9 protein-coding genes are annotated in these 12,625 nt (G+C 73.6%); 4 read left to right on the top strand and 5 right to left on the bottom strand.

Annotated elements, in window-relative coordinates:
- Positions 1 to 74: 74 nt before the first annotated feature.
- Positions 75 to 2,465 (bottom strand): FtsX-like permease family protein, encoded by a 2,391-nt coding sequence (locus ACIQWA_RS16860; protein ID WP_402483074.1) that lies wholly within the window; start codon positions 2,463 to 2,465, stop codon positions 75 to 77.
- Positions 2,462 to 3,187, bottom strand: coding sequence for an ABC transporter ATP-binding protein (locus ACIQWA_RS16855; RefSeq protein ID WP_402483071.1), 726 nt, complete (start codon positions 3,185 to 3,187; stop codon positions 2,462 to 2,464). The genes ACIQWA_RS16860 and ACIQWA_RS16855 overlap by 4 nt, the downstream gene beginning before the upstream one ends.
- 270 nt (positions 3,188 to 3,457) lie before the next feature.
- Between ACIQWA_RS16855 and ACIQWA_RS16850 the strand changes: the two genes are divergently transcribed.
- The 4 genes from ACIQWA_RS16850 to ACIQWA_RS16835 all read left to right on the top strand — a co-directional run bounded on the left by ACIQWA_RS16850 (position 3,458) and on the right by ACIQWA_RS16835 (position 7,908).
- Positions 3,458 to 4,909 (top strand): histidine kinase, encoded by a 1,452-nt coding sequence (locus ACIQWA_RS16850; RefSeq protein ID WP_402483069.1) that lies wholly within the window; start codon positions 3,458 to 3,460, stop codon positions 4,907 to 4,909.
- On the top strand, positions 4,861 to 5,508 hold the full coding sequence (locus ACIQWA_RS16845; RefSeq protein ID WP_402483066.1) for a response regulator: 648 nt from the start codon (positions 4,861 to 4,863) through the stop codon (positions 5,506 to 5,508). The genes ACIQWA_RS16850 and ACIQWA_RS16845 overlap by 49 nt, the downstream gene beginning before the upstream one ends.
- Before the next feature lie 288 nt (positions 5,509 to 5,796).
- Positions 5,797 to 6,843, top strand: a complete 1,047-nt coding sequence (locus tag ACIQWA_RS16840; RefSeq protein WP_402483063.1) for an isopenicillin N synthase family dioxygenase — start codon at positions 5,797 to 5,799, stop codon at positions 6,841 to 6,843.
- A 246-nt stretch (positions 6,844 to 7,089) separates the two neighbouring features.
- Complete coding sequence (locus tag ACIQWA_RS16835; protein ID WP_402483060.1) at positions 7,090 to 7,908, top strand: MerR family transcriptional regulator; 819 nt, start codon at positions 7,090 to 7,092, stop codon at positions 7,906 to 7,908.
- 80 nt (positions 7,909 to 7,988) lie between these two features.
- Here the strand turns inward: ACIQWA_RS16835 and ACIQWA_RS16830 are convergent, their stop codons facing one another.
- The 3 genes from ACIQWA_RS16830 to ACIQWA_RS16820 are packed head-to-tail and all read right to left on the bottom strand — an operon-like array spanning position 7,989 to position 12,623.
- Positions 7,989 to 10,184 carry a 3-hydroxyacyl-CoA dehydrogenase NAD-binding domain-containing protein gene (locus ACIQWA_RS16830; RefSeq protein ID WP_402483059.1) on the bottom strand — a complete coding sequence of 732 codons (2,196 nt, stop codon included), beginning with the start codon at positions 10,182 to 10,184 and terminating at the stop codon, positions 7,989 to 7,991.
- 39 nt (positions 10,185 to 10,223) lie between these two features.
- Positions 10,224 to 11,438 (bottom strand): acetyl-CoA C-acetyltransferase, encoded by a 1,215-nt coding sequence (locus ACIQWA_RS16825; protein ID WP_360237299.1) that lies wholly within the window; start codon positions 11,436 to 11,438, stop codon positions 10,224 to 10,226.
- Between the two features lie 42 nt (positions 11,439 to 11,480).
- Complete coding sequence (locus ACIQWA_RS16820) at positions 11,481 to 12,623, bottom strand: acyl-CoA dehydrogenase family protein (protein WP_402483056.1); 1,143 nt, start codon at positions 12,621 to 12,623, stop codon at positions 11,481 to 11,483.
- Positions 12,624 to 12,625 lie beyond the last annotated feature (2 nt).

Here is a 12,625-nt window from a genome sequence, read left to right as displayed (position 1 = left end):
CCCTCGGCCGGCCCGCTCCCGGAGGGGCGGGCACCTGTGGGAGCGGGCCCGTCGCCCTCCGGGGCACTTCGTCGTCACTCCGTCCGCAGGGCCGTGACCGTCCGGGTGCGGGCGGCCCAGGTCGCGGGCAGGAGGGCGCCGAGCAGGGCCAGCGCCACCCCGCCGAATATCAGCGGCCCCACCACCGACGGGGCGAACACCGTGAGGTCCGCGTCCGGCACCCCGATGCCGGCGGCGCGGGCCATCGCCGGCATCACCAGGTGGTGCACCCCGATCCCGATCGGGACCCCGACCAGGCCGGCCAGCAGGCCGCTGCCGCAGACCGAGGTGAGCACCATGCCGACGGTTTGCCGGGGCGACATCCCGAGAGCCTTGAGCACCCCCAGGTCGTGCACCCGGTCCCGGGTGTCCAGCAGCACGGTGTTGAGCACCCCGAGCCCCGCCACGACCGAGAGCAGCAGGGTGAGCGTGCCCGCCAGGGTGTTCACCGCCAGCACCACGAGGTTGATGTGCGCCTCGCCGGGGTCGGCGCTCAGCCTCATCGGCTTGACCACCGCGTCCAGTCCGTCGGCGTAGGACACCGCGTCGGTGCCCGCGGTGAGGTCGATGTGGAAGGAGACCGCCTCGGCGTGGACCGCGTCGCCGAGCGGCTCCAGTGCAGCGCGGTCCAGGAACACCACGTCCTGCGTGGTCATGACCTCCCCGGTGATCCTCGCCGGGGTGGTGCGCCCGTGGTCGGCGAGGGTGACGGTGTCCCCCACCTTCAACTGGTTGGCCCGCAGGAAGGCGGCGCTGGCCACCGTCTCGCCGGCGCCGTGGAACCAGCGGCCCGTGACCAGCTGGAAGCCGCTCCAGGAGGTGTCGCCGGCGAAGGCGACCAGTTCGGAGCGATCGGTACTCCCGGCCACCGTCGCCGCGGCGGGCACGCTGCTGTACCAGGCCCGGGTCCCGGGGCGGGACTCGATCGCCTTCGCCACGGCTGCCTCGTCCACGTGGTCGACCGGTGCGGAGCCGTCGAACGGGACCTGGACCAGGACCTTGCCCGCGCGGTCGGCCGTCAGGCCGTCCTGGAGCGAGCCCAGGGAGAGTGTCAGCCCGACGCAGAGGGTGACACCGGCCGTGCCGAGCACCACCGCGGCGGCGGTGGTCGCCGAGCGGCCCGGCCGGTTCAGCGGGGATGCCAGCCCGAGGCTGAGCGCCCTCGGCACCGGCAGCAGGCCGATCGCGTCCCGCACCCCGGACAGCAGGCCCGCCACTCCGGCCCGACCCGCCGCACCCCTGGCGGCCGCCCTCTTGGCGCCCGGCGCCGTCCGGCCGACCGCGAGCGCCTCCACGGTGCGCAGCCGCCCGGCCCGCAGGGCCGGCACCAGCGAGGTGCCGACCACCGCGCCCAGGGCCGCGACCGCGACCACCGCGTCCACCCAGAGCGGGATGCCGAGCAGGCCGCCGCGCAGGGCCTTGTGGGCCATTCCCAGCACCGGCACGGACAGCAGATTGCCGCCCAGCACGCCCAGCGCGGTGCCGATCCCGGCGGGGATCAGCGCCTGCCCGACGTAGGCCCGCGCCACCTGGGCCGGGGTGAAGCCCAGGGACTTGAGGATGCCGATCCGCCGGGTGGCGGCACTCACCGCGCCACCGACCACGACGCCGATGATCAGCACCGACATGGCCAGGCCGAGCACCCCGAAGGCCGTGACGAACGGGACGAAGGTCGAGGCCGTCCGGTTGGCCTCCTCCCGGGCGGACCGGTAGGAGGTGGCCTTGGTGAGCGCTCCGCCCGGCACCGCGGCGGCGATCGCCGCGTGGTCGGCCTCCACCTCGGCGTCGCTGCCCGCGTGGGCGAAGCGGTAGAGGTACTGGGCGGCGGGCGTCGTACCCGGCGCCGTCAGCCCGGCCACCTGCTCGGGGGCGACCCAGCCGTCCGCGCTCCAGGAGACCGAGTCGGCCAGGCCGACGACCTTGAGCGTCGGCTGCCCCGGCAGCTCCGGGAACTGCGCGGAGTCCCCGACCGCCAGCGGGGAGTGCCCGTTCAGGAACACCACCTCGCCGGGGCCCGCGATCCAGCGGCCCATGGTGATCCGCAAGTCGTCCATCGGGCCGTCCTGGGCCCGGCCGACCAGCGTCATCGGCGGCAGCAGGCTGCCCGCGGGCGGGATCCTGGTGTCCTGGCCGGCCCGCGGTTGGAGGGTCACCGCCGGGTAGGGGCCGGCCGAGGCCGTCACCCCGGGCGCGTGCGCGGCCGCGGCCAGCTGGGCGGGGCTCGCCTTCGTCCGGTCGTACAGCACGTTGAGGTGCGCGCCGCGCTGGTCGGTGAAGGCGCGCTCGTACGGGCCCTGGGCGGCGACCACCAGCCCGAGGGCGAGGATGCACGCCGTCACGGACATCATCGTGGTGAGCACCATGACCAGGGTCTGCACCCGCTTGCGGCCCACCCCGGCGCGGACCACCTTGCCCATCGCGTTCATGCGCCCACCCCGCTCCGGCCGCCGGAGGCCGGCACCGCCGCCGTGTCCCGGACCAGGCGGCCGTCGAGCAGCTCGATCGTCCGGTCGGCGCAGGCCTCGGCGAGCGCGGTGTCATGGGTGACCAGCAGGATCGTCTGGCCCTCGGCGTTGAGCCCGCGGAGCAGGTCGCGGACGTCGGCGGCGGAGGCGGTGTCCAGTGCTCCGGTCGGTTCGTCGGCCAGCAGCAGCGGCGGACGGTTCATCAGCGCCCGGGCCACCGCGACGCGCTGGCGCTCGCCGCCGGAGAGCCGACCGGGGAAGGCCTTCGCGTGCCGGGCCACCCCGAGCCGCTCCAGCAGCTCACCGGCCCGGGCCCGGGCCTGCTCCCGCCGCATCCCGGCGAGTTGGGCCGGGAGCAGCACGTTGTCCTCGACGTTGAGGTCGTCCAGCAGGTTGAAGAACTGGAACACCATGCCGATCCTGGTCCGCCGGTACTCGGCGAGCGCGGCCTCACCGAGGTCGTGGACGGCCACGCCGTCCACCTCGACGCCGCCCTCGCTCGGGCGGTCGAGGCCGGCGACCAGGTTCAGCAGGGTGGACTTGCCGCTGCCCGAGCGGCCGAGCACGGCCACCGCTTCGCCGGCCCGCACGTCGAGGTCGAGCCCGGCCAGGGCGGGACGGGCGGCGTCGGATCGGTCGTACGTCTTGCTGACGCCGCGGATCCTGATGATCGGCGCGTTCACGGGCCCTCCACGGTTCGGGGTCCGGCTCCGGGGGACCCGGGACCGGCTGACGGAACATCACGCTACGAATCCGCGGTCGGGCCCGGACAGCCGTCTAGGCGGCGTCCTCGGGGTGTATCCAGATACACCCCGAACTGGGTGTTCAGGCCTAGAGCGCCGGACGATCACGGCGGGCAGACTGACTCCGCGGAAGATCGGGACGGATGCTCACGGAGGGCTCCGGCAGGCAGACTTCGGGCCCCGCGAGGCCCGGGACGAAAGGGGGGCGACATGAGGACGGAAGCGATCACCGGGGTGGCTCGACGGCTGGGCCAAGCCTGCGCGGACGGCGTGCGCGCCTGGTACGTGGCGACGATGGCCGTCACGGGGCTGATCGCGCTGCTGGCCGGGCCGATCGTGCTGGGTGCCGCGCTGTTCGGTCCGGACGAGTCCGGGCACTTCGGGCTGGGCGGGCCGCTCATCCTGGCGGTGCCGCTGGGGCCGGTCGCCCTCTGGGCGCTCTGCTGGGCCACCGGCGGCTCCGGCCGGGCGCTGGGGGCCGCGCTGTTCGCCCCGGGCGCGCTCGCGGTGACGGCGACCCACCTGTACGGCGGCGCCGCGCCCGGCGGCCGGTCCGTCTCGCTCTGGCTGGCGCCCTCGCTGCTGGTGCTCGGGCTGTTCGGCGCACGCTGGATCGCCACCGAGAGCCGGCGGGTCGTCGAGCGGTGGAGCGGGCGACCGATCCCGGTACCGTACCGCCGCCCGGCCGAGGGGGCCGGAGCCTGGCAGCGGCTGTCGGCCGGCGGCTGGCTGGCCGACCCGGCGACCTGGCGGGACTTCGCCTGGGCCCTCCTCACCGGATTCGCCGTGCTGTTCACCGCCGCGATCGTGGTGCTGGCGCCGATCGCCCTGGAGATCTTCGGCCGGAACGGGCTGCTGTTCCCGCTGGTGATCGTCTACGGCATGGGTGTCTGGGCGGCCCCGTTCGCCCTCCTGTGGGCGGCACCGCCCGTCCTGAGGCTGCACGAGAGGGCCGCCAGGTCCCTGCTCGGGCCCTCTCGGCAGACCGAACTCGCCCGCCAGGTCAGCCATCTGGCGCGTACCAGGGCGGACACCATCGACGCCGGGGCGGCCGAGCTGCGCCGGATCGAGCGGGACCTCCACGACGGGGCGCAGGCCCGGCTGGTGGCGCTGGGCATGCTGCTGACCGTCGCCGAGCAGGTGAAGCACGACCCGGACGCCCTCGGGCCGCTGCTGGCCGAGGCCCGGACGTCCTCGGTCAAGGCGCTCGGCGAACTGCGGGACTTGGTCCGGGGCATCCACCCGCCGGTGCTGGCCGACCGCGGCCTGGCCGACGCGGTGGAGGCCACCGCGCTGGACCTGCCGCTGCCGGTCACCTTCACCGGGGGCCTGCCCGGCCGGGCCCCGGCACCGGTGGAGTCGGCCGCCTACTTCGCGGTGACCGAGCTGCTGGCCAACGCGGTGAAACACGCCGGGGCCTCGCACGTGTGGATCGAGATAGGGCACAGTGACGGGCTGCTGCGGATATCGGTCACCGACGACGGGCGCGGAGGCGCGGACCCGTCCCGGGGCACCGGCCTCAGCGGAACCGAACGCCGACTGGCCGCCTTCGACGGGGTACTCGCGATCAGCAGTCCGTCCGGTGGGCCGACCATCGTGAACCTGGAGATCCCGTGCGCGTTGTCATCGCCGAAGACCTCTTCCTCCTCCGGGACGGGCTGACCCGGTTGCTGGAGGCCAACGGCATGAAGGTCACCGCGGCGGTCGAGAACGGCGAGCAGTTGCTCGCCGCGGTCGCCGCCGACCGGCCCGACATCGCCGTGGTCGACGTGCGGCTGCCGCCGAGCTTCACGGACGAGGGGCTGCGCGCGGCACTCGCCGCCCGGCGGGCCCACCCGGGACTCCCCGTGCTGGTGCTCTCACAGTTCGTGGAGCAGCTCTACGCCCGCGAGCTGCTGGCCGGCAGCTCCGGCGGGATCGGCTACCTGCTCAAGGACCGCGTGCTGGACGGTGCCCAGTTCCTCGACGCCGTCCGCCGGGTCTCCCAGGGTGGTACGGCCATGGATCCGGAGGTGATCACCCGGCTGCTCACCCACAACTCCTCGGCCGGCCCGGTCTCCACCCTCTCCCCGCGCGAGCGGCAGGTGCTGGCGCTGATGGCCGAGGGCCGCTCGAACGCGGCGATCGCCCAGCAGCTGGTGATCACCGAGCGGGCGGTCGCCAAGCACACCGCGTCGATCTTCGTCCGCCTCGACCTCCAGCCCTCCGACGACGACAACCGCCGGGTCCTGGCCGTCCTGGCCTACCTCAACAACTCCTGACGACCTCGACGGCCCCCTCCGCCCAGGGGGGCTCGCCCGGCACCGAACGGGTCATCTACCCTGGTGAGGTGCTCATCCTTGTTCGCCGCCGCCACGTGGACCTGCTCCGCGTGACGACCATGTCCTGTCGACGCTCCGGCTGAACCTCGCGCCACCCACCCTCACGGCAGCCCCGACGCGGCCGCCACCACCTCCCGGCTACCGGAGCACCCGCCCCACCAGGCGCGGCTCCGGCCTTCCCTGGTCGACCACCGGGACCAGCCGGGACGAGACCAGCGGATGTCACACATGACGCAGCAGTACACGCCCATATCCGGATCCGGTTCCACCCCGGAGGCGCACCCCGAGGCCCTCCCGGTGATCGACCTCTCGCTCGCCGACGGCAGCCCCGAGGACCGCCGCCGCCTGCACGACGAGCTCCGTGCCGCCGCCACCGGCGTCGGTTTCTTCCAGCTCGTCGGCCACGGCGTCACCCCGGAGGAGACGGCCGCGCTCACCGGAGCCATGCGCGCCTTCTTCGCCCTCCCCGAGGCCGACCGGCTCTCCGTGAGCAACCTCAACTCCCCCCACTACCGCGGCTACACCCGCACCGGCGACGAGCGCACCGGCGGCAGCCAGGACTGGCGCGACCAGCTGGACATCGGCGCCGAGCTGCCCCCGCACGCCCCCGGCAGCGGCGAGCCCCCGTACTGGTGGCTGGAGGGTCCCAACCAGTGGCCGGCCGCGCTCCCCGAGCTGCGCACCGCCGCGCTCGGCTGGATCGACCACCTCGGCGCGGTCGCCCGCCGCCTGCTGCACGAACTCCTCGCCTCGATCGGCGCCCGCCCCGACTTCTACGACGACGCCTTCGCGGGCCACCCCCACCTGCGGCTCAAGCTGGTCCGCTACCCGGGCACCGCGCCGGACGGCGCCGGCCAGGGCGTCGGCGCCCACAAGGACTACGGGTTCATCACCCTGCTCCTCCAGGACACCGTCGGCGGCCTCCAGGTGGAGCGCCCGGACGGCACCTTCCTGGACGTCCCGCCGCTCGACGGCGCCTTCGTGGTCAACCTCGGCGAGCTGCTGGAGGTGGCCACCGACGGCTACCTCAAGGCGACCAGCCACCGCGTGGTCAGCCCGGCCGGAGCCCGTGAGCGCTACTCCGTCCCGTTCTTCTACAACCCCCGCCTCGACGCCCACATCGAGCCGCTCGACTTCCCCCTCGCCCACCACGCCCCCGGCGCCACCGAGGACCCGGCCAACCCCCTCTTCGCCGACTTCGGCTTCAACGAGTGGAAGGGCTACACCCGGGCCCACCCCGAGGTCACCCGCCGCCACCACGCCGCCCTCGCCTGACCCGAGGCCCGCGAGAGACCCACAGGTGCCCCGCCCCGGCGCCCGCCCCGACCGACGCCGGGGCGGGCGCCGTTCGCAGTCTCCGGGCCGCCACCGCCCGGGCCACCGCCTCCGGGCCCCCACCGCCCGGGCCACCGCCCGGGCCGCCACCGCCCGGGCCGCCCACCCCGTCCGATGGACCTGATCGCACCGCACTGTCACACTGCAGCTGTCACAGCAGGAGTGTGCCAGCGCGGGAGGCAGCAGATGGGGGAGCACGGCGCCGGGGTCGGCGAGGTGCGGCTGACGGTGGACGAGTTGGCGGCGCGGGCCGGGGTGACGGTGCGGACGGTGCGGTTCTACGGGACGAAGGGGCTGCTCCCGCCGCCGGAACTGGGTCCGCGGCGGGTCGGGCTGTACGGGGCCGCGCACCTGGACCGGCTGGGGCTGATCGAGGAGTTGCAGCGGCAGGGGCTGACCTTGGCCGCGATCGAGCGCTACCTGGCCCGGCTGCCGGAGGACAGCACCCCGCTGGGCCTGGCCATCCACCGGGCGCTGGTGGCGTCCTGGACACCGGAGACGGCCGAGGAGGTGGGCCGGGCCCAGTTGGAGCGGCGGGCCGGTCGGGGGCTGTCGGAGGAGCAGGTGGAGCGCCTGGTCGCGATGGGGGCGCTGGAGCGCACCGCCGACCCTGAGGTGTTCCGGACGGATCCGGCCCTGCTGCCGTTGGGCGTGCGGATCCTGGACGTGCCGATCCCGCTGGAGACGCTGCTGGCCGCCCGGGCGGTGGTGGTGGAGCACAGCCGGGCGACCGCGCGGGAGCTGCAGCGGCTGTTCCGGGAGACGGTCTGGAAGCCGTACCGGGAGAGCGAGCCGGATCCGGCGGAGCTGGCCCGGATGAAGGAGCTGACCGACCACATCCAGCCGATGGTGGCGCAGGCGCTGGTCACCGCGTTCCAACGCTTCCTGCGGGAGGAGTTGGGCGACGAGCTGGGCGAGGCGTCAGGCGAGAAACCCGGCGCGGAACCCGGCGAGGAATCCGGCGAGGAATCCGGCGAGGAACCCGGCGCGGAACCCGGCACCTAGCAGCACCCGGGTGGGGCCGCGCCCTCGCGCGCACGGCCCCACCCCCTCCCCTCCGCCACTCTGTCAGTCGGTGAAGGTGGTCAGTCGGTGAAGGTCCGCCCCTCCGCCGCGATCCGCTCCAGCAGCGCCGGCGGCGCGAACCGCTCGCCGTAGGCGGCGGCGAGTTCGCGGGCGCGGGCCGCGAAGCCGGCCGGGCCGCCCGGGTAGCCGTTGATGTACTGGAAGACGCCGCCCGTCCAGGCCGGGAAGCCGATGCCCAGGATGGAGCCCACGTTGGCGTCGGCGACCGAGGTGAGCACGCCCTCCTCCAGGCAGCGCACCGAGTCGATCGCCTCGCTGAACAGCATCCGCTCCTTGAGGTCCTCGAACGGGACCTCCGAGGGGTCGACCGGTTCGGCACCGTCGGCGCCACCGGCGAAGTGCTCCAGCAGCCCCGGCCAGAGCCGGCCGCGCTTGCCGTCCTCGCCGTACTCGTAGAAGCCCGCGCCGCCGCTGCGCCCGGGGCGGCCGAACTCGTCGACCATCCGGTCCACCACCGTGTCCGCCGGGTGCGGGGTCCAGGTGCCGCCGGCGGCCTCGACCGCGCGCCGGTACTCGTCGCGGATCTTGCGCGGCAGGGTGAGGGTGAGCTCGTCCATCAGGGAGAGCACCTTGGCGGGGTAGCCGGCCTGGGCGGCGGCCTGCTCGACGGAGGCCGGATGGATGCCCTCGCCGACCATGGCGACGCCCTCGTTGAGGAACTGGCCGATCACCCGCGAGGTGAAGAAGCCGCGGGAGTCGTTGACCACGATCGGGGTCCGGTCGATCTGCCGGACCAGGTCGAAGGCGCGGGCCAGCGCCTCGTCGCCGGTCTGCGGGCCCCGGATGATCTCGACCAGGCGCATCTTGTCGACCGGCGAGAAGAAGTGCAGCCCGATGAAGTCGCCGGTGCGCCGGACGCCTTCGGCGAGCACGCCGATCGGCAGGGTGGAGGTGTTGGAGCAGAGCAGCGCGTCGGGGGCGACCACGCCTTCGATCTCCTGGAACACCTTGTGCTTGAGCTCGGTGTTCTCGAAGACGGCCTCGATCACCGCGTCGCAGCCGGCCAGGTCGGCGGCGTCGCCGGTGGGGGTGATCCGGGCCAGCAGTTCGTCGCGCTTCGCCTCGGTGGAGCGGCCGCGAGCGATCGCCTTGTTCAGCAGGCCCTCGGAGTAGGCCTTTCCGCGCTCGGCGGCCTCGGTGCTGACGTCCTTGAGCACCACCTCGATGCCGGCCTTGGCGCAGGCGTAGGCGATGCCGGCGCCCATCATCCCGGCGCCGAGCACCGCGACCTTGCGGACCAGCCGCTTCTCGACGTCCTTGGGCCGCCCGGCGCCGGAGTTGACCGCCTGCATGTCGAAGAACAGCGCCTGGATCATGTTCTTACTGGTCTGCCCGCAGGCCAGCTCGGTGAAGTAGCGGGCCTCGATCACCATCGCGGTGTCGACGTCGACCTGGCTGCTCTCCACCGCGGTGGCCAGCACGTTGCGCGGGGCCGGGTAGGGCGCGCCGTTGAGCTGCTTGCGCAGGTTGGCCGGGAAGGCGGGCAGGTTGGCGGCGAAGGCGGGGGTGGCGGGGGTGCCGCCGGGGATCTTGTAGCCCTTGACGTCCCAGGGCTGGACGGCGGTCGGGTTGGCCTCGATCCAGGCCTTCGCCCGGGCCGTCAACTCCTCCGGGGTGTCGACCAGTTCGTGTACCAGTCCGTGCTCCAGCGCCTGCGCCGGGCGGTACTGGCGGCCCTGCAGCAGGAATTTCAGCAGGGCGTCGGTGATGCCGAACAGCCGCACCGTGCGGACGACGCCGCCACCGCCCGGCAGCAGGCCGAGGGTGACCTCGGGCAGGCCGATCCGGCTGGCGGGGGTGTTCAGCGCGATCCGGTGGTGGCAGGCGAGGGCGATCTCCAGGCCGCCGCCGAGCGCGCTGCCGTTGACGGCGGCGACGACCGGCTTGCCGAGGGTCTCCAGCTTGCGCAGCGAGCGCTTGATCCGCATGGACTTCTCGAAGACGGCCTCGGCGTCCTCGGGGCGGGCGGCGGACAGCATCCGCAGGTCTCCCCCGGCGAAGAAGGTCTTCTTGCCGGAGGTGACCACCACGCCGCGCAACGCGTCGCCGAGGCCGGCCAGCCGCTCGACGGTGGCCTCGAAGTCGGCCGTGAAGGCCTCGTTCATGGTGTTGACGGACTGGGTGGGGTCGTCGAGGACGAGGGTGACCACGCCGTCCTGGTCCTGCTCCCAGCGGATGGTGGTGGTGTCGCTCATGGGTTCAAGGTCTCCAGGTCTACCGGGGGGAGAGGGGGATCAGACGCGCTCGACGATGGTGGCGACGCCCATGCCGCCGCCCACGCACAGGGTGATCAGGCCGTAGCGCAGCTCGCGCCGCTCCAGCTCGTCGACGACGGTGCCGAGCAGCATCGCGCCGGTCGCGCCGAGCGGGTGACCGAGCGCGATCGCGCCGCCGTTGACGTTCACCTGGTCGTGCCGGAAGCCGAGTTCGCCGATGAAGCGCAGGGCGACCGCCGCGAAGGCCTCGTTGATCTCGACCAGGTCGATGTCGGCGGCGGTGAGCCCGGCCTTGGCGAGGGCCTTGCGGGTGGCCGGGGCGGGGCCGGTCAGCATGATGGTCGGCTCGGAGCCGGACACGGCCGCGGAGACGATCCGGGCGCGCGGGCGCAGCCCGTACCGCTCGCCGACCTCGCGGTTGCCGATCGCGACGAGGGCGGCGCCGTCCACGATGCCGGAGGAGTTGCCCGCGTGGTGGACGTGGTCGATGGCCTCCACCCAGTGGTACTTCTGGAGGGCGACGGCGTCGAAGCCGCCGGCCTCGCCGATCGCGGCGAAGGAGGGCTTGAGGCCGGCCAGGGTCTCGACAGTGGTGCCGGGGCGGATGAACTCGTCGCGCTCCAGCACGACCAGGCCGTTGCGGTCGCGCACCGGGACGACCGAGCGGTCGAACAGGCCGTCCGCCTGCGCCTTGGCGGCGCGCGCCTGGGACTCGGCGGCGAAGGCGTCCACGTCGGTGCGGGAGAAGCCCCCGATGGTGGCGATGAGGTCGGCGCCGATGCCCTGCGGGGCGAAGTTGGTCTCGTACGAGGTCATCGGGTCGGCGAACCAGGCGCCGCCGTCGGAGGCCATCTTGACCCGGGACATCGACTCCACGCCGCCGGCCAGGATCAGGTCCTCCCAGCCCGAACGGACCTTGGCGGCGGCCAGGTTGACGGCCTCCAGGCCCGAGGCGCAGAAGCGGTTCTCCTGGACGCCGGCCACCGTGTCGGGCAGGCCGGCCGCGATGGCGGCGATCCGGGCGATGTCGGAGCCCTGGTCGCCGATCGGGCTGACCACGCCGAGCACGATGTCGTCGATCGCCGCCGGGTCCAACTCGGGGTAGCGGCGGCGGATCTCGTGGATCAGGCCGACGACCAGGTCGATCGGCTTGGTGCCGTGCAGCGAGCCGGTGGCCTTGCCGCGGCCGCGCGGGGTGCGGATCGCGTCGTAGACGTACGCTTCGGTGGTCACGATGGGGATGCCTTTCGGGGCAGGGGGGGGTTGGCGGAGGGGTCAGCCGAGGATGGAGCGGCCGACGATCTCCTTCATGATCTCGGTGGTGCCGCCGTAGATCGTCTGGATGCGACCGTCGGTGAACGCCCGGGCGACCGGGAACTCGCTCATGTACCCGTAGCCGCCGTGGAGTTGGAGGCAGCGGTCGGCCGTGCGCTTCTGCAGTTCGGTGGCCCACCACTTGGCCATCGAGGCGTCCGCCGGGGTGAGCGCGTAGCGGTTGTGCTCGGTGATGCAGCGGTCGACGAAGGTCCGGGTGATCGCGCACTCGGTGGCCAGTTCGGCGATCTCGAAGCGCACGTGCTGGAGCCTGGCCAGCGGCCGGCCGAAGGCCTCGCGCTGCTTGACGTAGTCGGTGGTGATCTCGACCAGGTACTCGGCGCCGGCGATCGCCGCGGCGGCGATGGTGAGCCGCTCCTGGGCGAGGTTCTGCATCAGGTGGACGAAGCCGCCGTTGAGCTCGCCGAGCAGGTTCTCCTTCGGCACCCGGACGTCCTCGAAGAACAACTCCGCGGTGTCCTGGGCCTTCTGGCCGATCTTGTCGAGGTTGCGGCCGCGCTCGAACCCGGGCGTCCCGCGCTCGACCACCAGCAGGCTCAGCCCGTGCGCACCGCCCTCCGGCGTGGTCCGGGCGACCACGACGACCAGGTCGGCCAGGATTCCGTTGGAGATGAAGGTCTTGGCGCCGTTCAGCACGAAGTGGTCACCCCGGTCCACCGCCTGGGTGCGGATGCCCTGGAGGTCGGAGCCGGTGCCGGGCTCGGTCATCGCGATCGCGGTGATCAGCTCACCGCTGCAGAAGCCGGGCAGCCAGCGCCGCTTCTGCTCCTCGGTGGCGAGCGAGGTGAGGTACGGGCCGATGATGTCGTTGTGCAACCCGATCGCCAGCCCGGACGCACCGGCCCGGGCGAACTCCTCGGCCAGCACGGCGGCGTAGCGGAAGTCGGGGGCGCCGCCGCCGCCGAACTCCTCGGGCACCGCGATGCCCAGCAGGCCCTGCCGGCCCGCCGCCAGCCAGACCGAGCGGTCGACGATGCCGGCCTTCTCCCAGCGGTCGTAGTGCGGCAGCACCTCCTTGGCGAGGAAGGCCTTCACGGTGGCCCGGAAGTCCTCGTGCTGCTCGGTGAAGATCTCGCGCTGCAACG

Source organism: Kitasatospora sp. NPDC098652 (assembly GCF_044760155.1).
Lineage (GTDB): Bacteria > Actinomycetota > Actinomycetes > Streptomycetales > Streptomycetaceae > Kitasatospora.
Note: the sequence above shows the minus strand (reverse complement) of the source record. Positions and strands in the feature narration are given on the sequence as shown.

Excerpts from the sequence above, each read along its gene's own strand:
- ACIQWA_RS16860 (WP_402483074.1), bottom strand. The coding sequence starts at position 2,465 with ATGAACGCGATGGGCAAGGTGGTCCGCGCCGGGGTGGGCCGCAAGCGG.
- ACIQWA_RS16850 (WP_402483069.1), top strand. The coding sequence starts at position 3,458 with ATGAGGACGGAAGCGATCACCGGGGTGGCTCGACGGCTGGGCCAAGCC.
- ACIQWA_RS16840 (WP_402483063.1), top strand. The coding sequence starts at position 5,797 with ATGACGCAGCAGTACACGCCCATATCCGGATCCGGTTCCACCCCGGAG.
- ACIQWA_RS16835 (WP_402483060.1), top strand. The coding sequence starts at position 7,090 with ATGGGGGAGCACGGCGCCGGGGTCGGCGAGGTGCGGCTGACGGTGGAC.
- ACIQWA_RS16830 (WP_402483059.1), bottom strand. The coding sequence starts at position 10,184 with ATGAGCGACACCACCACCATCCGCTGGGAGCAGGACCAGGACGGCGTG.